At 64.2% G+C, this 20,876-nt stretch carries 21 protein-coding genes; 11 read left to right on the top strand and 10 right to left on the bottom strand.

What is annotated here, in order from left to right; all coding sequences use genetic code 11:
• Window positions 1-134: 134 nt before the first annotated feature.
• Window positions 135-1,037 carry a LysR family transcriptional regulator gene (locus tag FJU11_RS10070; RefSeq protein ID WP_141166920.1) on the bottom strand — a complete coding sequence of 301 codons (903 nt, stop codon included), beginning with the start codon at window positions 1,035-1,037 and terminating at the stop codon, window positions 135-137.
• A 112-nt stretch (window positions 1,038-1,149) separates the two neighbouring features.
• On the opposite strand from FJU11_RS10070, the gene FJU11_RS10065 reads away from it, so the two are divergent.
• Window positions 1,150-2,646 (top strand): CoA-acylating methylmalonate-semialdehyde dehydrogenase, encoded by a 1,497-nt coding sequence (locus FJU11_RS10065; RefSeq protein ID WP_141166919.1) that lies wholly within the window; start codon window positions 1,150-1,152, stop codon window positions 2,644-2,646.
• Window positions 2,647-3,025: 379 nt separating this feature from the next.
• On the opposite strand, the gene FJU11_RS10060 is transcribed toward FJU11_RS10065, so the two are convergent.
• Both FJU11_RS10060 and FJU11_RS10055 read right to left on the bottom strand, forming a co-directional pair.
• Window positions 3,026-4,558: an aldehyde dehydrogenase gene (locus FJU11_RS10060; RefSeq protein WP_141166918.1), complete on the bottom strand. Its 1,533-nt coding sequence runs from the start codon at window positions 4,556-4,558 to the stop codon at window positions 3,026-3,028.
• A 32-nt stretch (window positions 4,559-4,590) separates the two neighbouring features.
• The gene (locus FJU11_RS10055; RefSeq protein ID WP_141166917.1) at window positions 4,591-5,226 is read right to left on the bottom strand and encodes a GntR family transcriptional regulator; all 636 of its coding nucleotides are present in this window, start codon (window positions 5,224-5,226) and stop codon (window positions 4,591-4,593) included.
• A 238-nt stretch (window positions 5,227-5,464) separates the two neighbouring features.
• Between FJU11_RS10055 and FJU11_RS10050 the strand changes: the two genes are divergently transcribed.
• From FJU11_RS10050 to FJU11_RS10020, 7 genes are read left to right on the top strand one after another with little or no spacing between them, the layout of a single operon-like run.
• Window positions 5,465-6,700, top strand: a complete 1,236-nt coding sequence (locus tag FJU11_RS10050) for an ABC transporter substrate-binding protein (protein WP_141166916.1) — start codon at window positions 5,465-5,467, stop codon at window positions 6,698-6,700.
• A gap of 22 nt (window positions 6,701-6,722) precedes the next feature.
• Window positions 6,723-7,583, top strand: coding sequence for a branched-chain amino acid ABC transporter permease (locus FJU11_RS10045; protein WP_141166915.1), 861 nt, complete (start codon window positions 6,723-6,725; stop codon window positions 7,581-7,583).
• Complete coding sequence (locus tag FJU11_RS10040; protein ID WP_141166914.1) at window positions 7,580-8,590, top strand: branched-chain amino acid ABC transporter permease; 1,011 nt, start codon at window positions 7,580-7,582, stop codon at window positions 8,588-8,590. The genes FJU11_RS10045 and FJU11_RS10040 overlap by 4 nt, the downstream gene beginning before the upstream one ends.
• Window positions 8,587-9,330, top strand: coding sequence for an ABC transporter ATP-binding protein (locus tag FJU11_RS10035; protein WP_141166913.1), 744 nt, complete (start codon window positions 8,587-8,589; stop codon window positions 9,328-9,330). The genes FJU11_RS10040 and FJU11_RS10035 overlap by 4 nt, the downstream gene beginning before the upstream one ends.
• Window positions 9,320-10,039, top strand: a complete 720-nt coding sequence (locus FJU11_RS10030) for an ABC transporter ATP-binding protein (RefSeq protein WP_141166912.1) — start codon at window positions 9,320-9,322, stop codon at window positions 10,037-10,039. The genes FJU11_RS10035 and FJU11_RS10030 overlap by 11 nt, the downstream gene beginning before the upstream one ends.
• Before the next feature lie 12 nt (window positions 10,040-10,051).
• Window positions 10,052-10,864, top strand: a complete 813-nt coding sequence (locus FJU11_RS10025; protein ID WP_141166911.1) for an alpha/beta fold hydrolase — start codon at window positions 10,052-10,054, stop codon at window positions 10,862-10,864.
• Window positions 10,865-10,897: 33 nt separating this feature from the next.
• Window positions 10,898-11,710 (top strand): alpha/beta fold hydrolase, encoded by an 813-nt coding sequence (locus FJU11_RS10020; RefSeq protein WP_210242866.1) that lies wholly within the window; start codon window positions 10,898-10,900, stop codon window positions 11,708-11,710.
• Between the two features lie 28 nt (window positions 11,711-11,738).
• On the opposite strand, the gene FJU11_RS10015 is transcribed toward FJU11_RS10020, so the two are convergent.
• Window positions 11,739-13,103 carry a M24 family metallopeptidase gene (locus FJU11_RS10015; protein WP_141166909.1) on the bottom strand — a complete coding sequence of 455 codons (1,365 nt, stop codon included), beginning with the start codon at window positions 13,101-13,103 and terminating at the stop codon, window positions 11,739-11,741.
• A gap of 395 nt (window positions 13,104-13,498) precedes the next feature.
• Between FJU11_RS10015 and FJU11_RS10010 the strand changes: the two genes are divergently transcribed.
• Window positions 13,499-14,407, top strand: coding sequence for a DMT family transporter (locus tag FJU11_RS10010; protein ID WP_210242865.1), 909 nt, complete (start codon window positions 13,499-13,501; stop codon window positions 14,405-14,407).
• A gap of 132 nt (window positions 14,408-14,539) precedes the next feature.
• Here the strand turns inward: FJU11_RS10010 and FJU11_RS10005 are convergent, their stop codons facing one another.
• The 6 genes from FJU11_RS10005 to FJU11_RS18290 all read right to left on the bottom strand — a co-directional run bounded on the left by FJU11_RS10005 (window position 14,540) and on the right by FJU11_RS18290 (window position 19,078).
• Window positions 14,540-15,043, bottom strand: coding sequence for a response regulator transcription factor (locus FJU11_RS10005; protein WP_141166908.1), 504 nt, complete (start codon window positions 15,041-15,043; stop codon window positions 14,540-14,542).
• A gap of 75 nt (window positions 15,044-15,118) precedes the next feature.
• Window positions 15,119-15,640 carry a hypothetical protein gene (locus tag FJU11_RS10000; protein ID WP_141166907.1) on the bottom strand — a complete coding sequence of 174 codons (522 nt, stop codon included), beginning with the start codon at window positions 15,638-15,640 and terminating at the stop codon, window positions 15,119-15,121.
• 108 nt (window positions 15,641-15,748) lie between these two features.
• Window positions 15,749-16,384, bottom strand: a complete 636-nt coding sequence (locus FJU11_RS18295) for a hypothetical protein (RefSeq protein ID WP_181408128.1) — start codon at window positions 16,382-16,384, stop codon at window positions 15,749-15,751.
• A gap of 195 nt (window positions 16,385-16,579) precedes the next feature.
• Complete coding sequence (locus tag FJU11_RS09990; protein ID WP_141166906.1) at window positions 16,580-17,155, bottom strand: nuclear transport factor 2 family protein; 576 nt, start codon at window positions 17,153-17,155, stop codon at window positions 16,580-16,582.
• Window positions 17,145-18,527, bottom strand: a complete 1,383-nt coding sequence (locus tag FJU11_RS09985) for a hypothetical protein (RefSeq protein ID WP_141166905.1) — start codon at window positions 18,525-18,527, stop codon at window positions 17,145-17,147. Before FJU11_RS09985 ends, FJU11_RS09990 begins: the two co-directional genes overlap by 11 nt.
• Before the next feature lie 377 nt (window positions 18,528-18,904).
• Window positions 18,905-19,078, bottom strand: coding sequence for a hypothetical protein (locus FJU11_RS18290; protein ID WP_181408130.1), 174 nt, complete (start codon window positions 19,076-19,078; stop codon window positions 18,905-18,907).
• A 78-nt stretch (window positions 19,079-19,156) separates the two neighbouring features.
• On the opposite strand from FJU11_RS18290, the gene FJU11_RS09980 reads away from it, so the two are divergent.
• Window positions 19,157-19,804, top strand: a complete 648-nt coding sequence (locus FJU11_RS09980; RefSeq protein ID WP_235890975.1) for a helix-turn-helix domain-containing protein — start codon at window positions 19,157-19,159, stop codon at window positions 19,802-19,804.
• Between the two features lie 480 nt (window positions 19,805-20,284).
• Window positions 20,285-20,791, top strand: coding sequence for a hypothetical protein (locus tag FJU11_RS18285; protein WP_181408127.1), 507 nt, complete (start codon window positions 20,285-20,287; stop codon window positions 20,789-20,791).
• Window positions 20,792-20,876 lie beyond the last annotated feature (85 nt).

Below are 20,876 nucleotides of genomic sequence, written 5' to 3'. Positions count from 1 at the left end.
GGCAACGCTCGCCCCGAACTTCGCGGGCTTCCTGATCGCCGAGGTCGATTACCCCGCCCGCCCACCCTTCGAAAGCGCACACGCCTCCTTCGAATGGTTCGCCGCCCGCTTCCGTTGATGCTTTGACGGAGCCTTCAGCCGGGGATATGTTCCCGTGCGGCGAACCGGGCGCTTTCGCTGCCGACGATTTCCGTCAGGAAGTCCACCGCCGCACGGATACGCGCAAGCCTGCGTACGCTTTCGTGATAGACGAGCCAGTACGCACGTTTGGCCGAAAGGGCCGGCAGGACCGGAACGAGATCGCCGTGCGGCAGGGCCAGATAGTCGTGCAGCACGCCAATGCCGCACCCGGCGCGGATCGCTTCCATCTGTCCCGTGGCGGAAGAGATTTCCACGCGAGAACGCCATGACGGCCAGAACGCATCCGTAAAGTTCAAGGATGTAGAGAAGATCAGGTCCTCGACGTAGCCGACGAGGCGGTGGGCGCGCAGATCTTCCGGCGAACGGGGCAGGCCATGCGCCTCGGCGTATCCACGGGAGGCGTAGAGACCGAGCGTGTAGTCGGTAAGCTTGCGCGCCACGAGCCGCTTCTGTTCGGGCCGGCCGACCATGACCGCGATGTCGGCCTCCCGACGCGACAGCGAAAAGGCTTGCGGTACGGCGACGAGCTGGATGGTGAGGTGAGGATGGCGCTCGGCGAAATCTCCGAGACGCGGCGCTAGGAAAGATACGCCGAATCCGTCCGGTGCACCGATGCGCAGCGTTCCGGAAATCGTGCGACCGGACCCGTTGAAACGCGCCTGCGCCTGTACGAATTCCGCCTCTGCCCGTTCGAGGGATGCTGCGAGCGCTTCCCCGTCCTCCGTCAGTTCGCAGCCATGGGCGTGGCGCGTCAGCAGGCTCGCGCCAAGCGAGGCCTCTAGCGCGGCGATGCGCCGGCTCAGCGTCGCCTGGTTGACGCCAAGCGTGCGCGCCGCGCCGAGCATCTGGCCGGCGCGCGCCACCGTAAGGAACAGACGACCATCATCCCAATCCATCTTTCCGCACCGCTCAGTGTATGCATTCGCGCATAGCCTGGTCTCATTTCGAGAGATTGCTATGCGCGTTCATCGTTGACAAGTCTGTTGGACCGTCAAAGGAGGACATTTTATGACCATCGGCCATTATATCGCCGGCGCCCGAACCGAAGGCGACGGTACGCGCACCCAACCGGTCTACGACCCCGCCCGCGGAGAGAGCACGGAAACCGTCGTTCTTGCTAGCGAAGGAGACGTATCGGCTGCGGTTTCGGCCGCGAACGCGGCATGGCCCGAATGGGCCGAAACGCCGCCGCTGCGCCGCGCGCGAATCCTCGATCGCTTTCGTGCGATCCTCGTCGAACGCGCCGATCGGCTTGCCGAGGCGATTTCGTCCGAGCATGGAAAGACGCATGAGGACGCGCTCGGCGAGGTTACGCGCGGCATGGAAGTCGTCGAGTTTGCCGGTGGTGCGCCCACCCTGCTCAAAGGCGAATTTTCCGAGAACGTCGGGCGCGGTGTCGATTCGCATTCGGTGCGCCAGCCGCTCGGCGTCGTCGCCGGCATCACGCCGTTCAACTTTCCGGCCATGGTGCCGATGTGGATGTTCCCGGTAGCACTGGCCTGCGGCAACACCTTCGTTCTCAAGCCCTCCGAGCGCGACCCTTCCGTCTCTCTGCTCATGGCCGAATGGCTGAGCGAGGCCGGCCTGCCGGACGGCGTCTTCAACGTCGTCCAGGGCGACAAGGTCGCCGTCGATGCGCTCATCGACCATCCGGACGTCAAGGCGGTCTCTTTCGTCGGTTCGACGCCGATCGCCGAATACATCCATTCGCGCGGGACGGCCGCCGGCAAGCGTGTCCAGGCGCTCGGCGGTGCGAAGAACCACATGATCGTCATGCCGGACGCCGACCTCGACATGGCGGCGAACGCGCTGATGGGCGCGGCCTACGGTTCCGCCGGCGAGCGCTGCATGTCGATTTCCGTGGCCGTACCGGTCGGAGAAAAGACGGCCGAGGCGCTGAAGGAACGGCTCGTTCCGAAGATCGAGGCGTTGAAGATCGGCCCGGCTGGCGATGCGGGTTCGGACATGGGACCGCTCGTCACCGGCGAGCACCGGGACAAGGTGCTCGGCTACATCGACAAGGGCGTCGAGGAAGGTGCCGACCTCGTCGTCGACGGTCGTGCCTTCCGTCAGGACAAGCAGGGCTACGAGAATGGTTTCTTCGTCGGCGGAACGCTCTTCGATCGGGTGACGCCGGAGATGTCGATCTACCGCGACGAGATCTTCGGGCCGGTTCTTTCCATGGTGAGGCGCAATTCCTACCGCGAGGCCGTCGACCTTATCCATAGCCACCAATACGCCAACGGCACGGCGATCTTTACCCGTGACGGCGATGTGGCACGGACCTTCTCGCGCGAGATCGAGGTCGGCATGGTCGGCGTCAACGTACCGATCCCGGTGCCGATGGCTTTCCATTCCTTCGGCGGCTGGAAGAACTCGATCTTCGGCGATTATGCCATGCACGGCATGGAAGGCGTGCGCTTCTATACGCGCATCAAGACGACCACGACGCGGTGGCCGAAGGGCCAGCGCGACGATCCGCAATTCACGATGCCGACGCTGTAAGCGCCACATACGAGACGTGACCGCCGGGGCGGAATGACCTCCGCCCTGGAAGGTGAGTGGATCACCAGCGATGCCGGCTACTGCCGGTAGCGAATGGGGCTGAGGCCGTGCCTGGTTCGGAAGAGGCTCAGGTCATCCGTCCGGCAACGCTTATGGCCGCGCGGCCATCCGCAACGCCGCCGAGACCAGTCCACGTGACGCTCGTTGTCGTTACGTTTCGACGGCGCCGCAGAAAACGGCGCCGTCCGATCTGGTCGTGCGATATGAACCGGGTCCCCAAAGCGCTTTGCGACCTGATTGAATCAGGTCCAGCGCTCTATCCCTTGGTTTTGCGCATCGTTCACGACGCCGGACTGGATCAGTCCGGCTGGTTGATGCTCTAGTTCAGCCGTGCCTGTCCCGACGTGCCTTCGTACCAGTCGAAGGGCCCGTCGCCGGTATTGACCATTACGCTCTTCACTTCGAAATGGTCCTCGAAGGATTCCGGTCCGAATTCGCGGCCGATGCCGGAAAGCTTCACGCCGCCCCACGGCGAAGCGGGGTCGAGGCGGTGGTGGTCGTTAATCCAGACGATGCCGCATTCGATTGCGGCGGCCACGCGGTGGGCGCGTGCGACGTCGCGCGTGCGGATCGCCGCGGCAAGCCCGAAGGGCGAGTTGTTCGCAAGCGCGATCGCTTCCTTCTCGTCGTGAAACTTCGTCACCGAGGTGAAGGGTCCGAACACCTCCTCCTGAAAGATGCGCATGTTCGCCTCGACATCGGCGAACACCGTCGGCTGCACGAAGTATCCGCCGCTTTCGGCAAGCTCGCCGGGAATTTCGCCGCCGGCGACCAGTTTCGCGCCGTCCTCGATGCCCGCACGGACGTAGTTCAGCACGCGCTGTCGCTGCTTCTCGGAGATCACGGGACCGAGCTGGGTTCCGGGCTTGGTCGGATCGCCGATCTTGATCGCCTTCGCTTTGGCCGCAAGCTTTTCGACGAACGAATCGTAGATGTCGGCGTGGACGATGTGGCGACTTCCGCAAACGCAGGTCTGACCGGCACCGATGAACGCCCCGAAGGCCGCGTAGTTGACCGCCTGGTCGACGTCGAAATCGGGGAAGACGACCACAGGCGTCTTGCCGCCGAGTTCGAGCGTCTGATGAGCGAAATGGCGTCCGGCCTGGGCGCCGGCGATCTGCCCGGCTTCCGTACCGCCGGTAAGCACGAGCTTGTTCAGGTTATCATGCTCGCAAAGCGCCTTGCCGGTCGTCGGGCCGAGCCCGGTGACGATGTTGAAGACGCCGTCGGGCAGGCCGGCCTCGGTAAAGATCCTGGCAAGCGCCAGCGTCGTCAGCGGCGTGTATTCCGAAGGCTTGACGACGGTAGTGCATCCCGAGGCGAAGACCGGGGCAAGGCTCTTGCACATGATCATCAGCGGATGGTTGAACGGGGTGCAGTTGCCGACCACGCCGATCGGCCGGCGGAGCGTGTAGTTCAGGTAGTCCCCTTCGACCGGGATGACGGCGTCGCGCCGGGAAAGGGCGAGGCCGGCATTGTATCGGAAGAAGTCGGGCAGCCTGCGAAGCTGGGCTCGCGTCTCGGTAAGCGGCCGGCCGTTGTTCACCGTCTCGAGATGGTAGAGCTCGTCGAGATGGCTCTCGAATGCGTCGGCGAGCTTGTTGACGAGGCGTGCGCGGGTGCGCAGCTCCATCTTGCCCCATTCATCGCTTTCGAACGCGCGGCGCGCGCTCATGACGGCGCGGTCGACGTCGGCGTCGGTTGCATGCGGGATGCGTGCGATGACATCGCCGTTCGCCGGATTGCGCACGTCGATCAGCTCGCCGGTCTCTCCGGCGACTTCTCCTCCGTCGATATAAAGCCCATGGGTTTCGGCGTCGTTCGTCGCGTTCGGCTTGCCTGCAGCGGACATGTCTTCTCCCTTTGTGCGTATGGCGGCGGCGCTTAGGCCTGGACCGCGGCCCATTCCAGGGCCGTGATGAATCGTTTCTCGGCTGCGGTGGTATGCGACTTCAGCAGGTTGACTGCCTGCTTGGCGTTGCGCTTCTGCACGGCGTCGATGATGTGCGCATGTTCTTCGACGAGCTTGCGTGGATTGCGGCCCCGGATCGCGGCCACGCTCATGCGGACCAGCCGGTCCATTTCCTCGATCAGGTCGGACGCGGCGCGGCTCATTCTGTTGTTGCCCGAGCACTGGGCGAGCGCGCAGTGGAAATCGCGGTTATAGGCGATGAACTCCTCCTGATCGGCGCTCTCGAAGCTTCGGAAGCGATCGAGGGTGCGAAGCGTCTCGTCGTCGGCGCTCTTCGCGGCTTCCGCGACGCATGCGAGTTCGAGCACCTTGCGGAAGGCGAACATGTCTTGTGCATCGGACATGGAAACCGGCGAGACACGGTATCCCTGGCGCGGCATGACGGTCATCAGGCCTTCCTTCACCAGATGCTGAAGGGCTTCCCGGACCGGCGACTTGCTCACCTTGAACTGTTGGGCGAGCTCCTGCTCGCGCAGTTCGGCCCCCGGCGGCAGCTTGCAGGTGAGGATATCGCCTCTCAACGCCTGATAGATCTCGGTTTGTCTCATTTCACCCGATCGCTCCTTTCGAGTGTTATGAACAATCGTGAGATATCACGTCAACGTCCAAATTCGTTATCGGCGAACGCCTTAAAGTTCCGAAAAGTCCGAAAATCGGCAAAAATGCCCTTTTTCGGCGCGTGAATAGGTTTCCGATTGACATCTCATTCGTCAGGGTGAGATGTCTGGAAACGAGGACTGCGCCATTTCAGGTGCATCACAGGAATATTCCTTGGGAGGAAAACGCATGTTACGACCGGGTGGAATCCTATCGGCACTCGTCCTTTCGGCCGTCCTTGGTACGGTTGGTGCGCAGGCTCAGGACAACGGTCCGATCAAGGTCGGCTTCCTGACCGTGAAGTCCGGTGCGCTCGCTGCCGGTGGTCGCCAGATGGAGGAGGGGCTCAAGCTGTGCGTCGATCAGCACGACGGCAAGATGGCCGGGAGGAAGATCGACGTCATAACCGCCGACACCGCAGGCCAGCCCGCCGTCACGAAGACCAAGACGCAGGAACTCGTCGAGCGCGACAACGTGGACGTCCTGATCGGCCCGCTCGCCGCTTTCGAGGCTTTGGCGATCGACGACTACATCCGCAAGGTGAAGGTGCCGATCATCTCGCCGTCCGCCGCCGCGGAAGATCTGACCCAGCGCAAGCCGAACCCATGGTTCGTCCGCGCGGTCGGAACGTCGGCGCAGGCGCACCATCCGCTCGGCGAGTATGCGGCCAAGGATCTCGGCTACAAGAAGATCGCCATCATCGCCGACGACTTCGCCTTCGGCCACGAGATCGCCTCAGGCTTCCAGCGCGTCTTCAAGGACAATGGCGGCGAGATCGTCCAGAAGTTGTGGCCTCCGCTGAACACTGCCGACTACGGATCGTACATCACGCAGATCGATCCCGATGTCGACGCGGTCTTCGCCGCCTTCGCCGGCGGCAACGGCATCAAGTTCCTTGGCCAGTATCGCAATTACGGCATGACGAAGCCGGTGCTGGGCTCGATGACGACGGTCGACGAAGGCATCCTGAAGAACATGGGCGACGAAGCGCTCGGCGTCATTTCCGCCGGCTGGTACAGCGCGGGCATCGACACGCCCACGAACCAGGCGTTCGTGAAGGCGGTCCGCAAGGCCTACGGTTCCGATCCCGGCTACTACACGGTCGGCGCCTACATGGCCTGCCAGTTCCTCAACAACGCTCTCGAGCAGGTCCACGGCGACGTCTCCGACAAGCAGGCCTTCATGAAGGCGCTGCGCAACGTCAATATCGACAAGAGCCCTTACGGCCCGGTCAAGATCGACGACTACGGCCAGCCGATCATGGATATCGAGATCCGCAAGGTCGAGAAGAAGGATGGCCGTCTGCAGAACACGGTGATCAAGACCTATCCGGCCGTCAGCCAGTTCTGGACCTACGATCCGAAGAAGTTCTTGGCCGGTCCCGTCTATTCCCGAGACTACGATGGTGGTGGGGAAAAGAAGTAGGGCTTTCGGGGAGAGGGTGGCGATGAACTTCTGGGTCATACAGGGGCTGAACGGTCTGGCGTTCGGTTCCCTCCTCTTCATCCTTGCCGCAGGTTTTTCGCTGATCTTCGGATTGATGCGGGTCGCAAACCTTGCCCATGGCGCATTCTTCATGCTCGGCGCCTATGTCGGCCTTTCGGCGATCGACAATGGCATGAACTTCTGGGTGGCAATCCTGATTGGCGGGCTTACGGTCTGTGTGCTCGGTGGCGTGATGGAGGGGCTGATCCTGCGTCGTCTCGCGGGCCAGCCGCTTGCCCAGGTGCTCGTCACCCTCGGCATCGCCTTCATTATCGCCGACGGGTGCCTGTGGCTGTGGTCCGGCGATCCGCGGCCCCTGCCCATGCCTTCCGAACTGCAGGGCGTCCTGCGCTTCGGCGGTCTCATCTTCCCGAAATACCGTCTGTTCGTGGTCGTCGTCGCGGTCTGTCTTGCCGGTGCGCTCTGGCTTCTCCTCGAACGGAGCCGGGTCGGCGCGATGATCAGGGCGGGCGTCGATGACATGGAGATGGCCCGCGTGATGGGTATCCGGACCTCGCTTCTCTTCCCGCTGGTCTTCTGCCTCGGTTCGGCGCTCGCCGGCGCTGGTGGCGTTCTCGCCGGACCGATCCTCTCGGTCTATCCGAGCATGGATACCGACATGCTGCCAATGGCACTCGTCGTCGTCATTCTCGGCGGGGTCGGCAGCCTCGGCGGCGCATTCGTGGGCGCTCTCGTGATCGGCTTCATCTACAGCTACGGCCAGGCGCTGGTGCCGGATCTCGCATACGTCATCCTGTTCCTGCCGATGGTCCTCGTCCTGACGATCCGGCCGACCGGCCTCTTCGGGAGGCGGCTCGTATGACGGCGCGATCGGGAGTCTGGCTCGTCGTCATGGTCGTGGCGCTGGTGCTTGTTCCGGTTCTGATCGGCTCGCCATTCTACGTCAACCTCGCCAGCCAGGTGCTCATCTACGCCATCCTCGCCATGAGCCTGAACCTGCTCGTCGGCTTCGGCGGACTGACATCGCTCGGCCATGCGGCCTATCTCGGCTTCGCCGCCTACGTGACGATCTACCTGACGACGCTTGCCGGCTTCGGACAGTTTTCCGGAGCGCTGATCGCGCTCGTGGCGACGACGGGCCTTGCCATGCTCTTCGGGTTCCTCGCCCTGCGGGCGAGCGGGCTCGGCTTCCTGATGATCACGCTGGCGCTCGGGCAGATCCTCTGGGGGCTCGCCTTTCGCTGGGTGAGCCTGACGGGCGGCGACAACGGTCTCGGCGGCATGCAGCGTCCGCATCCATTCGGCATCGATCTCGGCGATCCGAATGCCTTCTACTACTTCGCGTTGTGTTTCTTCCTCGTCGCCTTCGCAGGCATTGCACTCTTCGTCCGCTCACCCTTCGGCCACAGCCTTCGGGGCTCGCGCGACCAACCGCGGCGCATGCGTGCGCTCGGCTACAATGTGTGGTTCGTCCAGTGGTGCGGCTTCGTCTATGCGGGGTTCTGGGGAGCGATCGCGGGGATCCTCTACGCCTACTACAACCAGTTCGTCAGCCCGCACGCCCTCAACCTGATGACCTCGGCCGAAACGCTTCTGATGGTCATTGCCGGCGGCGCGGGAACGCTTTTCGGTCCGATCGTCGGTGCGGTGCTCGTCGTCGTCCTCAAGAACGTCGTGAGCGCGTACATCGCGCGATGGGTCATGCTTCTCGGCGCCGTCTTCGTCATGATCGTTCTGTTCATGCCAGAAGGGCTCGTTCCCGGCACCACGCGCTGGACGAAACTGGCTCTCGGTCGGCGTCGGAGGGCTGCTGGCGGTGGACCGGGCGAAGCGACGGGGACCGCTGCCGTACAGGAGCGTTCGTCATGAGCGAACTGGCACTCGACGTCGACGGCCTCGGCAAGAATTTCGGCGGACTGCCCGCGGTTCGCGACGTGGTTCTCAAGGTGGAACTGGGGGAACGTCACCTCCTGCTCGGTCCGAACGGCGCGGGCAAGACCACCCTGTTCAATCTCATCGCCGGCGATATCCGTCCGAGCACAGGGTCGATCCGCCTCTTCGGGCGGGACGTCACGCGCATGCGCACCGATCAGCGAACGCATATGGGCGTCGCACGTACCTACCAGATCATCACGCTGTTTGCCGAAAGCACGCTGACGCACAACGTCGTCATGTCGCTGACGGGCCTCAGCCGATGCCGCTTCGACCCGTTCACCAGCCTCGACCGGCGCACCGGCTTCAGGGAGCGCGCCCGCGAGGTGCTTGCGACGGTCGGCCTCGAACATCTTGCCGACCGGAAGGTTTCTGAAACGAGCTATGGCGAGCGGCGTCGCCTCGAAATCGCGATGGCGATGGCGCAGGAACCGAGCCTGCTGCTGCTCGACGAGCCGCTCGCCGGCCTTTCTGCGGACGAACGCGGCGAGGTGCAACGGCTTCTCGAATCCATTCCGCGAAGCGTCACGATCGTCATGATCGAGCATGACATGGACGTCGCGCTGGCCTTTGCCGACCGTATCACCGTCATGCAGCGCGGTGCCGTCGTCGTCGAGGGAAACCGTGCCGAAGTGGTCGCGGACCCGAAAACCAAGGAGGTCTACCTTGGCCACTGATCCTCTCGTTCTAGACGGGCTCGACGCCTTCTACGGCGACAGCCACGTCCTCCACGACCTTTCGCTTCGCGTCCGGGCGGGCGGCGTTCTCGGCCTTCTCGGCCGCAACGGGGCGGGCAAGTCGACATGCATCGGCTCGATCGTCGGCCTCGTGCGCGCGAAGGCTCGGGAGATGACCCTTTACGGCGAGCCGATACAGGGGCTGTCGCCAGAACGCATTTCCCAGAAAGGCGTCGGCGTCGTGCCGCAGGGACGGCGCATATTCCCGTCGCTTACCGTGCACGAAAATCTCACCGTCGCCGCGCGCACGCCTTCGCGAGAAGGGTGGCGGGGCTGGAGCCTGGAAGACGCGTTTTCGGCCTTTCCGCGGCTTGAGGAGCGCCGGCGCCAGTTCGCGGGATCGCTGTCGGGCGGCGAGCAGCAGATGCTGGCGATCGGCCGCGCGCTGATGACAGGCCCGCGGCTGCTCCTGCTCGACGAGCCGTCCGAAGGGCTTGCTCCGCAGATCGTCGCCGAGGTGGCGAGGGTACTGAAGGAATTGAGCCGCACCGGCCTGTCGATCGTTCTCGTCGAGCAGAACGTCAAGCTCGCCATGGAAGTCGCGGACGATGTCGTCATCCTGAACAACGGCCGGGTCGCGCATGCCGGACCGGTCGAATCCATCCAAACCGACGGCGAGCTCGTCGAGCAGTTGCTGGGCGTTTACTGAAGAAGGGGCAGCATGGCTTCCATCGAACTGAAGGATGGCGTCATCGACGTCGTCGAGCACGGAAGCGGCAAGCCGCTGCTTCTTCTCCATTCGCTTCTCGCCGACCGGGCGATCTTCGATCGCATCGTACCGACGCTCGCGCGAAGCCGCCGCGTGATCCTGCCCGATCTTCCGGGCTTCGGCGGTTCGTCTTCGGCCGGTGCAACGATGACGGGCATCGCCGACCGGATCTCCGATGCCTTCGCCCCGCTCGACCTCGGCGCGGATACGGACGTCCTCGGCAACGGCTTCGGTGGCTTCATTGCCAGTACGCTCGCCATTCGGCACGGGCGCAGGTTCGATCGTCTGGTCCTTGCCGATACCGGCGTCGGCTTTTCCGCTGAAGGCCGCGCCTCGTTCGACACGATGGCGGACCGCGTGCGCGAGCACGGCATGGAAGGCGTCGTCGACATCGCCATGAAACGCCTCTTCCCCGAACCGTTCCTCGCCGACAATCCGGCCATGCTGGAGGAGCGCCGCGCCGCGCTGGTGAAGACCAATCCAGCCTTCTTTGCCGAGGCGTGCGTGGCCCTCGCGAACCTCGATCTTCGCGAAGAGATCGGCCGGATCGAAAACCCGACCCTCGTCGTCGTCGGCTCGCTCGACGCGGCCACGCCGCCGCCGATGGCGCACGAACTGGCAGCCTCGATCGAAGGTGCGCAACTGGTCGAGTTGCCGGGTCTCGGCCACGCGCCGATGGCACAGGCCCCGGCGGCGTTCCTCGAAGCGATCTACGCATTTCTCGATCTCGGCGCGGAGACCCGGCAATCATCTGCCGGCACCTGACCGAGTTCGCAAGCGGAGGACGTTCGAATGCCCATGGTTTCGATCGGAGATTACGAGATCAACTACCGCGACGAAGGGCAGGGCAGTCCGGTCGTCATGATCCATGGTCTCGCCGGCGATCTCAGCGCCTGGAGACCGCAGGTCGAAGCCCTCGGCGACCGTTTTCGGGTGGTGACCTTCGACAATCGCGGGGCGGGCGAAAGCACGCAGGTCGACGAACCCGTGACGACGGGAGATCTCGCTCGCGACACGATTGCGCTCATGGATCGCCTCGGCATCGAGAACGCCCATGTCGTCGGCCGCTCCATGGGCGGGGCGATCGCCCAGATCGTCGCGCTTCAGCGTCCCGACCTCGTCCGCTCGCTCGTCCTTTGCGCTTCCTTCGCGAAGCTCGATCCGATGGGCGTCCGGGTCCTCACCGATATGCGCGAAGTGCTCGAGTGGCGCGGCGACTGGGCTGACCATGCCCGCCACTCGATCGCCAACTTCGTCGGCTCGCACTTCTTCAACACCGAGCGCGACCAGATCGCCCGCATCGAAGCGCTGATCGGTGGCGAGACGCGTCTGCCGGCCTGTTACGTCCGGCAGAACCATGCGTGTCTCGCGCACGACACGCTCGCCGATCTCGCCGGGATCGCCTGCCCGACCCTCGTCATGGGTGGCACCCAGGACCCGATCTGTTCGCCGACGGCCACGGGCTGGATGTCCGAGCGCCTCGCGGCGTCGCGAACGATCATGTTCGAAGGTTGCAGCCACTTCTTCATGATGGAACGGCCGCAGATGTTCATGCGCGAACTCGTCGCATGGCTCGAAGGCGGTTGGCGGATCGGGAGCACTTCCGTCTAGCCGAAAACGCTCCCGATCCGGAAACGCCTCAATCCTTGGCGAGCAGCATGTTGGAGCGCAGCCAAAGGGGCGGCAGGCAGAGCGGGGTGTTGGAAAGGGGCAGGATGCAATCCTTCAGCGAAACGCCCAGCTCTTCGGCGAGAAAGCGCCGGCGCGCTTCGATCCGGTCCGCCGTCTCCGGATAGTGCGTGCGAAGGTCGTCGCGCAACGCTTCGTCGGCGAGCGTGACGGCGTCCTCGCAGTTCAGGGCCTTTCCGGCCGACATCGGTGTCGGGATGATGTCGACCTGGAAGGGCATGCCCGAAACGAGCGGCGTTCGGCCACCGGGCACGATCGGCGTGTTCATCCATTCGTCGTGTCCGACGAGATGGCCCGGATTGAGGGCCGGCTCCAGCTTCGCCTCGGCGAGCTTCGCGCGCACCGCGGCATCGACTTCGCCGCCCTCGCAGCCGAGGTCGACGGTTTCGTACCAGGTGAGCAAAGCCCCAAAATAGGACTTGGCGATCTCGACGAAATCATCGTCCTCGCGCGCGATCATGCCGGCGCGCGAGGAAAGCCCGCCCCAGTAGCTGACGGCGGTCGAAACCCCTTCGCCTTCCGAAAGGATCCGTCCGCGCGGACTGCGAAGGCCGACGACCGGCTCGCCCTTCGCCGCCGTCGCGAACATGACGTGCGCCGAAAGTTCCTCGCCGGCGTAGCCCATGCGCGCGGCAGCAGTGAACTCGTCCTCGCCGGGCGAAATGCCGGTGACGATCCGCCAGACGGCCTCGGACGCACGGGCGGCTCCCCATTCGCCGGCGGCGATCTGATGGACGTCGACGACGGCGCGCAGGCCCTTTTCCGGATCCATGAGGATCGGCGTCGCTTCGACAAGCGAGCCGTCCTTGCCGGCGATCTTGCGCAGGACGTCGATCAGATGGGCCGAAACCTGGAAGCTCGGCGCTTCACCACTCCATTCCGTCCGGCCGAGATACTTCCAGCCGACCACGCCGAACGTATCGCCGGCCTTCAGACCGACCTCCTCGAGGACGATTTCGAGCGCCGGGGCGCTCTCGCGCGTCTGCCCCATCAGGCTCAGGGACTGGCAAAGCACGATCTCCGTCTCCGGAAGACGCGCGAGCGGCGCGTAGCTGCTGCTTTCGTTGCCGCATACGAGGATGCGCCTTCCGTCCGGCCCGAGAAGAAGCAGCGCCTCCTCGAAGCGCGGCTCGAAGGCGCTCAGGAAGGCGATGTTCGCAAGATGCTCGCGGTCGGCATAGACAACGACCCAGTCCGCACCGGACCGCGCATAGAGCGTGTCGCAACGCTCGGCGTAGATTTCCTGCGGGATTTCGGGCGCCCGGATCGGCACACCGAAATGGGGCAGGGCGACGGGTTTGAGAACGATGGCCATCAGCGGGCGCTCCTTTGCGAGGTTGCGAGAAACCGTTCGGACGCGTCCCACGTCGCTTCAGGGTCGTTGGGGTAGGACGGCATGGCGAGCTTTTCGTCGTGCCGGTGCTCGGCGTCAAGCTGCGAAAGGCGGGTTGCCATTCGGATGGAGAGGTCGCGCCGACATCCATCGTCTTGCCGAAGATGGATGGCCCGCTAACGGCGTCATCTTTCTGGAGCATTGACGTTTAGCCTTCCGAACGGGGTTGAAAGAACGCAAAAGCGGCCGGTAGCAAATCCCGTGCGGCTCGCGTATCGCCATATGCGACGCCCGCGTCGAAATGGTCCTCGGCGCCGATCGAACATGTCGAATGCCGGCTTCGGGCCGATCCGCCGGCGATCATTTGAAGGATATGCATGACGCAGGAACGCAGCGCGCCGGCGATGGGGACAACGTCGTTGGCGACGGCGATCGTCGTTTTCACGGGCGTTCTCTGGGGGTTCTACTGGCTGCCCGTGCGCTCGATCGCCGATGCCGGGTTGCCGGGCGCCTGGGGAACGGTCGCGATCACGCTTGCCGCTTCGCTGCTCGTCCTTCCGGTGGCAATCGGCCAACGCGATCGGCTCGTCCGGGCCGATCGTCTTGCCCTCGTGTCGATCGCCGTCGGCGGCGCGGCCTTCGCGCTTTACTCCGTCGGCTTCGTCTACGGGCGGGTAGCGATCGTCATCCTGCTTTATTTCCTGACGCCCGTCTGGAGCACGTTGATCGGGCGCTTCGTCATGGGCTGGCCGGTGCGGCGCCTTCGATTGCTCGCGATCCTCGTCGGCCTTGCCGGCCTCGTCGTTATGCTCGGCGCCGGCGGTGAAATGCCTCTGCCGCGCGGCGCGGGCGAATGGATGGCGCTCGCCGCGGGCCTGTGCTGGTCCGTCGCCACGACGGGAATGCGGAGCCGTTCGCCGCTTGCGCCCGCTCCGGCCACCTTCGTCTTCTCCATGGGGGCGGCGATCACGTCGCTGGTGCTGGCGCCGTTCTTCGAACCGCTGCCGGTCGGACTCGGTTCGAGCCGCCTGATCGAACCCGTCGGGCTCGCCTTCGTCGCCGGCGGGGTATGGTGGGGCCTGTCGATTGCCAGCCTGATGTGGGCGACCGTGCGACTGGAACCGGTGCGCGTCGGCATTCTCCTGATGACGGAAGTGATCGTCGGCGCGCTTTCCGCGGCTCTCCTCGCCGGCGAGCTGCTCTCGCCGCTGGAACTCGCGGGCGGCGCGCTGGTCCTCCTCGCCGGTGTGCTGGAGGTCTGGCCATCGAAGCGCGAGCGCGGCTGACGTCGCGGTTTCGAGATCACGAGATGGCGGTACCGGATCAAGCCCCATAGGCCGCGGTACCGGATCGAGCCCCATAGGCCGAAGACGGGCGCAATCCGCGTCGCTTTTGCCGTCTCGAACCAGCGCGCCGGTTCAACGCGGCGTGAGCAGACGCCGCACGAGCGGGGCCGGGAAGAAGACGCCGCCGGCCATCAGCACGCCGACGGCGGCCATCAGCAGTTCGAGCGGATCGTTGCTCGTGAAGCAGCCGCCGATCTCTCCGCTCAACCAGACGGGAAGGGAGGCCAGGGTTTCGGGTTCGCACAGGACGAGGATGCGAGCCGTCGGAAAGTCGTGGGCGGTGCGCTGGATGGTGGCCTGTGCATCGGCATCGCCATCGCCGTCGCAGCAGTCGAGAATGATGACGGAGGGCTCGTCGCCTCCGGTCGGCTCGCGCGCCTGATCGTCCTGCACGGCGAGAACGCAGCTTTCGCCGAAGCGTTTGCGCAACTCGTATGCCAGCGCCTCGCGGATGAGGCGCCGGTCCATGGCGATGAGCACGCGTCCTTTCGGCTCGCCCTTTGCGTTCGGCGGCCCTGCTGCCCCGGGCGTCGCCCGGGCGGGCGTGGAAAGCCGTTCAGTCCGGACCGTGCGCATGGAAAGGCGAAACCTCCTTCGCCGAGATCGGTCGGCCCATGCGCTTTCAGCGCGCAAGGACCGACCGTCATCGCCTCAGACGAGCGAACAGGGTCCTTCCGTACGACCCTGAAAGGCCCCGGACATCGCGACGCGTTCATGCACGCGTATCTTCCCCGTCCGAGCGCTCATGGCGAAGGCATCGGCCGTGGATTCGGTACTGCGGTCCGTGCCCGCCTGCATGCGCGGGAGGCGATCGTCGTCCGTTGCCCGGAGCGGATCCTTCAGGGGAGCGCCGAGGCGATCCTTGCGGAAAGGGAGGCCGTTCTCGTTGCCGTCGGTCGAAAACCCGTTTCCGAAACCGCTTCCGGTATCGTCGTTGCCGTTGTCGCTCCCGGCGTTGCCGTTGCCGTTGTCGTCGCCGGTGTTGCCGTTGCCGTTGCCATTTCCGGCATTGCCGTTCCCATTGCCGTTGCCGACGTTGCCGTTGCCATTTCCGTTCCCGGTGCCGAAGCTCTGGGCGAAATGCCGATCCGCAGCCATGCCCGCCGCGATGCGGGTGGCGAAGGGCACGAAGGTCGCGCAAAGAAGTATGGACAGGACGACTGATCTCTTCATCGTTTCCTCCCGCTCGCGGGTTCGCCGCTTCAGCACGCGGACGCCATCTGCCGGGTCGTGTCGGCGGAGTTTAAGAGCAGGTCGTATCGAACGGTGTACGACCCTGCATCAGCGGTTGCCGTTCCCGTTGTGGTTTCCGTTGAACGCCCCGACATTGCCGTTGCCGTTGCGCGAGCCGCCGTTGAAGTTTCCGTTGAACGCGCCGACATTGCCGTTTCCGTCGTTCCGCCCCATGTTCGCATTGCCGTTATACGCGCCGATATTGCCGTTGCCGGAGGAGGAAGACGCGTTGCCGCGCCCGTTGAAGGCACCGATGTTGCCGCTGCCGCCATTACTGAAGCCGATATTGCCATGGGAGTCCGGCGCGCCATTGCCGTTTGCGTTGCCGTTCATGGTGCCGGCGTTGTAGCCGCCGTTCCGGTTTCCGTTGCCGAAGCCGACATTGCCGTTTCCGTTCCCGTTACCGTTGGCGATCCCGGTATTGTGGCCGCCATTGGCATTGCCGTTGCCTTTGCCGGAGTTCCCGTTTCCGTTGCCATTCCCGTTGCCGTAGCCGGCATTGCCGTTGCCGTTGTAATTTCCGTTACCGAAGCCGGAATTGCCGTTTCCGTTTCCGTTGCCATTGCCGATGGACCAGCCGGCCTTCAGGATATGGGCCGACTGCGGGGCCGTGATTCGGTTCCCGTGAACACCGGTGAAGACGATGACGGCAATGGCCATCCCGGCCAGAGTGGTACGATGCATCAAGGTTTCCTCCTCCGCGGCCGGTTTCGCTGAACCGCCGCCCGGTAAAGCCCGGTAAGGCAATGTAAAGACGAGCCCATTCTGGGTTGTCCGCGGCATTCGATCCATTCGACCAACAGGCGTACCCCTTTCGGCCCATGCTCGCGGCAGCCGATCCGTGCCCGTCCGCTCGCCGATGGAGCCTTGGCAACCGCTTCACGGATGGGGAGAAGGCGATCGCGAGGGCTTCGCACTTTCCGCCCCACCGGTGGATGCGGGCGCCTGACGATCGGCGACGGCGTCCATCGAGATGCCGAGCAACTGCCAGCCACCATCGATCCGTTGGAACAGGAGGCGAAACCGCACGCCGTCCGGGCTCGTCGGCATGACGCCTTCGACGATGAGGGTTCCGTCGTCGCGAAAGCCGGCGCGGGCGATCTTCGGAACGAGCAGAACGCTTGTCGAAAAATCGATGCGCGCCTCGGCAAGCGGCTCGAACACGGTGGCAAGCCGGCTTTCGGGAAAGGATCGCCGGAAGCCGGGCGCTGCGAGATCGCGAAGCACGGAATAGTTGCCGGCCGCGATCGCCTGCCCGACCGCGACGAACACGTTGCGCACGAGGACGAGCACGAGCCTCGCATCGGACGCATCGGCTTGCGGACGGGCGCTCGGCGTCGGCGTTCTCGGCGGCTTCTCGTCCCGTGCGGTCGCCGCCTCGAAGCAGCATGCGAGGGAAGACAGGGCGAGCACGCAGACCTGCAGGATCGCGAAAACGGACGGACTACCAGGCAATGGAAAGCCCGGCGCGCCCGCCGACGAGCCCGCTCCCCATACCGACGCCGAGGCCGCCGGTCAGAAACATGTCGGTCCCGTGCGGCGCTTCGGGCAGGCGACCGGCGAAGGAGACGCCGGCCGCCCCCTCGCCACCGAAAACGGCGACATTGCCCTTGAGCCCGAAATTGCGCCCCTCGGGCAGAAAGCTCACGTCTCCGATCGCGATCGCCACCGCCGAACCCTCGCGTGCATCGCGGCGGATATCCGAAAGGCGATGGTCGAGATCATCGAGACTGAAAGTCGAAGTCGCGAGGTTGCCGCCGTCGTCGGACGTGACGAAATAGGTGTCGCCGGACTGGCGGCGCCTTGCCAGCGAAGAGCGCACGCCCGGAATGGCGACGCTCTGCGAGGCGGTGCCGAGCACGACCTGGTTTTCCCGCGTCGTCGCCACCCCGGCCCCGATCGCGACGGAATTGGCGTTGCGGGCGGTCGCGCCTTGCCCGATGGCGGTGCTCGCCCGCGCGTTCGCCCGGGCGTTCTGACCGACCGCGGTGGCGCCCGTCGCCGATGCCTGCGAGAACTGGCCGACGCTCGTGCTGAGCGCGCCGGACGCGCTCGAGAACTGGCCGTTGGCCGTCGAAGCGAAGCCCGAAGCGCTCGAAAACTGTCCCGTCGCGGTCGAAGCGAAATCGGACGAGGTGGAAAACTGGCCGACGCTCGTCGACGCGAAGCCGGAGGCGACGGCGAACTGACCGACACTGGTCGATGCGAAACCGGTGGCCGAACCGAACTGGCCGATCGCGGTCGCCGCAAAGCCGGAGCTCGCGGAAAACTGGCCGACTGCCGTCGCGGCGAAGCCGGACGCCGATGCGTCTTCGCCGACGGACGTTGCCGTGCCTTCGACGGTAACCGGACCGGACGTCGAGGCGGGCGACGCGACGCCGCTGCCGTTGCGGTTTCCGTTGAGCGCTCCGGCGTTGGCGTTGCCGTTACCGTTACCATTGTCCGAACCGGTGACGAACGCGCCGTTCGCATTGCCGTTCAGCGCGCCGTCATTGGCGTTGCCGTTGGCGTTCCCGTTGTTCGCCCCGGCGCTGGCAAAATCGTTCTGGTTCCCGTTCAGGTCGCCATTATTGCCCGAGCCGTTGCCGCTGCCGGCGTTCAGATTGCCGTTGAACGCGCCGACGTTTCGCGAACCGTTGGCGTCGCCGGCGTTGCGATTGCCGTTGAAGACGCCGGTATTGTCGTTGCCGTCGTCGGCGCCCGTGTTCTCAAGGCCGTTGAAGGCGCCCGTATTGCCCGAGCCGGCATTGAAGTAGCCCGTATTGTCGCTGCCGCCATTGAAGAGGCCGGTATTGCCACTGCCGGAATTGAAGCCGCTGTCCGCCAACGCCGGATCGAGAGCCGCAAGATCGGGAACCGGGATGTCGTCGACGATGCTCGCCCCGTGCGCCGGGACGAACGATGAGAGAAAAGTTACGCAACTAACGCCCGATACCAGATACGACAGCTTTCGAACGACCCGCATGAAAGTGCCCCCTTGCATCCCGCAATCCCCTATTGGCTGTCGGAAGAGCCGATGCATTTCTACCTCAATCGCATAAATTCCGCGACGGATGCGCATTCAATCAACTTGTCATTTAAAAAATTATTTACTATTTTGTTTCGCAAAATTCCAGGGAAGAAACGTCGAATTTCCGTAGAATAATAGCTCGCAAATCACCGACAGAGCGTACAGATGAAATCCCGGATGCTCCAGCGCGAGGGTTAGGGCACATGCGCGTATCTATCGTTCCAGACTACGATGCGTTTTCGTGCGAAACGAAGGGTGATTCCGATACGGATAGACATGCGGACGATCGAGAAGATCTTCGCATGTTCAGGATTTTGCTGGTAGGGACGGATGCGCTTTCCCTTCAGGCGTTCGCCCAGATCCTCCATGCGCACTGTCGTGACTTCGAAGTTCGCTGCAGAGCGGACATCGAGAGAGAGCCGGGATTTTCACCCGATATCGTGGTCATGGATATCAGGACGATGGCGCCATCGGATACGCGGGTGACGGAGAGGCTTTCGCGCGTTCGCTTCGTCCATCCCGAAAGCGACATCATCCTCAAATGCAGGGCGGCGCGTCCGGGGCTCGCGAGCGAATGCGGCAGTCTCGGGATCGCCGGGTGCCTGCCGGAAACCCTCAGCATCGAAGCGGCGATCGCGGTCTTGCGCCTCGTCCTTTGCCATGTATCGTACTACCCGTGCGAAACTGCACAACACACGCGTCCGGAACGCCCGATCTTCGTGACGGAAAGGCCACGGGCCGTAGCGTTCGATCTTGCGCATGCGTGCCCGACACCGCCGCACTCGCTCGAAAGGCTCATGAGCCGTTCCGGTGCGTCCGGCGGGATGCGCCAAACGCCGAACACTTCGTCGCGTAGCGGAACCGACGTCTTTCTGACACGACGGGAGCGCGACGTCGTCGAGTGCGTCTGCCAGGGAAAGTCGAACAAGATCATCGCCTACGAACTCGGCATGTCGCTTTCGACCGTCAAGGTTCACCTGCGCAACGTCATGCGCAAGATGAAGGTCACCAACCGCATGCAGGTCGCACTGCAGGTCCCGGCCACATTCGGCCCCGTCGATCGGCAGAATTTCGGCTCGTTCGCATTGCGATAGGATCTCCGCTCGGTCGCGCCGTCTTCCGCACGCAATCGGCTGGATCTTCGCCGCAGCGTCGCAAACCGGCTGCGATCTCATGGCCGAATGCCGCGAATGTGCGTTCCCGCAACTCTCGTTCGGACGGCCAGCCGGCAGGAGCGATGTCAACAGGCACCGGTCGGGTTCGGTGCCGGACCGCCGGCCCCGGGGGCCGATGCGCCGCACGAAGCCTTCAACCGATCCTCGCCTTTCCTTGATCCCGCCCCGCCGTGGGACGGTTCGACGTCGCGGCGCCATCCTCCGGCTCCGCACGGCGTACCTCCAAAGACCGATACGGCTCTGCGGGGGTAATCCTCAAAGCCGACTGTGAAAGGCGAAACGGTAAGGGCAACGTCCCGGTATCGTGTCGGAACGGGCAGCAGCAAGCCGGGATCACCAAGGGCAGGGACGCGAGGCCCTCCCCGTTATCGAGGCGCCCCTCACTAGGGAGTGGATAGCATGAAATCGCGGATTCTTCTGGCGGCTGGCGCAGCCCTGTTCTCGATCTCGATGATTGCCGGTGCTCAGGCGTTCTCTTATGGAAGCGGCAACGGTAACGGCAATGGCAACACCGGTGCCCTCAACGGCAACAATAACGGCAATCACAATACGGGCGATTTCAACGGCAACGACAACGGCAACCATAACAACGGCATCAACAACGGCAACTACAACGGTAACGGAAACTACGGTACCGGAAACGGCAGCGTGAACGGCAACGGCAACTGGGGCTTCAGCAGCGGCAACTACAACGGCAACGGAAACTCCGGCCGCAGCAACGGCAACATGAACGGCAATCACAACTCAGGTTTGCAGAACGGCAACTACAACGGCAATTACAACGGCGGCCGTGCCAACGGCAACCAGAACGGCAACGGCAACTACGGCAGCTACAACGGCAACATGAACGGCAACCACAACTCGGGCTTCGGCAACGGCAACATGAACGGCAACCACTCCCGCTGACCTTGTCACGGCCCGCCGATCACCCGTCGGCGGGTCGTTCCCGTACCGAGATGACGTATTGTGGCATTAACCGGAACCAGTTTGC

Source organism: Pararhizobium mangrovi, assembly GCF_006516965.1.
GTDB lineage: Bacteria > Pseudomonadota > Alphaproteobacteria > Rhizobiales > Rhizobiaceae > Pararhizobium_B > Pararhizobium_B mangrovi.
The sequence above is the reverse complement of the archived record's forward strand: the minus strand, read 5'-3'. Positions and strand labels throughout refer to the sequence as shown.

What these genes read in the sequence shown, in the direction of transcription:
- FJU11_RS10035 (WP_141166913.1), top strand. Translation starts at nt 8,587, where the DNA reads ATGAGCGAACTGGCACTCGACGTCGACGGCCTCGGCAAGAATTTCGGC.
- FJU11_RS10025 (WP_141166911.1), top strand. Translation starts at nt 10,052, where the DNA reads ATGGCTTCCATCGAACTGAAGGATGGCGTCATCGACGTCGTCGAGCAC.
- FJU11_RS09980 (WP_235890975.1), top strand. Translation starts at nt 19,157, where the DNA reads ATGGATATCAGGACGATGGCGCCATCGGATACGCGGGTGACGGAGAGG.
- FJU11_RS10070 (WP_141166920.1), bottom strand. Translation starts at nt 1,037, where the DNA reads ATGGATTGGGATGATGGTCGTCTGTTCCTTACGGTGGCGCGCGCCGGC.
- FJU11_RS10045 (WP_141166915.1), top strand. Translation starts at nt 6,723, where the DNA reads ATGAACTTCTGGGTCATACAGGGGCTGAACGGTCTGGCGTTCGGTTCC.
- FJU11_RS10040 (WP_141166914.1), top strand. Translation starts at nt 7,580, where the DNA reads ATGACGGCGCGATCGGGAGTCTGGCTCGTCGTCATGGTCGTGGCGCTG.
- FJU11_RS18290 (WP_181408130.1), bottom strand. Translation starts at nt 19,078, where the DNA reads ATGGAGGATCTGGGCGAACGCCTGAAGGGAAAGCGCATCCGTCCCTAC.
- FJU11_RS10055 (WP_141166917.1), bottom strand. Translation starts at nt 5,226, where the DNA reads ATGAGACAAACCGAGATCTATCAGGCGTTGAGAGGCGATATCCTCACC.
- FJU11_RS18295 (WP_181408128.1), bottom strand. Translation starts at nt 16,384, where the DNA reads ATGCATCGTACCACTCTGGCCGGGATGGCCATTGCCGTCATCGTCTTC.
- FJU11_RS10015 (WP_141166909.1), bottom strand. Translation starts at nt 13,103, where the DNA reads ATGGCCATCGTTCTCAAACCCGTCGCCCTGCCCCATTTCGGTGTGCCG.
- FJU11_RS10020 (WP_210242866.1), top strand. Translation starts at nt 10,898, where the DNA reads ATGGTTTCGATCGGAGATTACGAGATCAACTACCGCGACGAAGGGCAG.
- FJU11_RS10060 (WP_141166918.1), bottom strand. Translation starts at nt 4,558, where the DNA reads ATGTCCGCTGCAGGCAAGCCGAACGCGACGAACGACGCCGAAACCCAT.
- FJU11_RS10065 (WP_141166919.1), top strand. Translation starts at nt 1,150, where the DNA reads ATGACCATCGGCCATTATATCGCCGGCGCCCGAACCGAAGGCGACGGT.
- FJU11_RS10000 (WP_141166907.1), bottom strand. Translation starts at nt 15,640, where the DNA reads ATGAAGAGATCAGTCGTCCTGTCCATACTTCTTTGCGCGACCTTCGTG.
- FJU11_RS10010 (WP_210242865.1), top strand. Translation starts at nt 13,499, where the DNA reads ATGACGCAGGAACGCAGCGCGCCGGCGATGGGGACAACGTCGTTGGCG.
- FJU11_RS10050 (WP_141166916.1), top strand. Translation starts at nt 5,465, where the DNA reads ATGTTACGACCGGGTGGAATCCTATCGGCACTCGTCCTTTCGGCCGTC.
- FJU11_RS10005 (WP_141166908.1), bottom strand. Translation starts at nt 15,043, where the DNA reads ATGCGCACGGTCCGGACTGAACGGCTTTCCACGCCCGCCCGGGCGACG.
- FJU11_RS18285 (WP_181408127.1), top strand. Translation starts at nt 20,285, where the DNA reads ATGAAATCGCGGATTCTTCTGGCGGCTGGCGCAGCCCTGTTCTCGATC.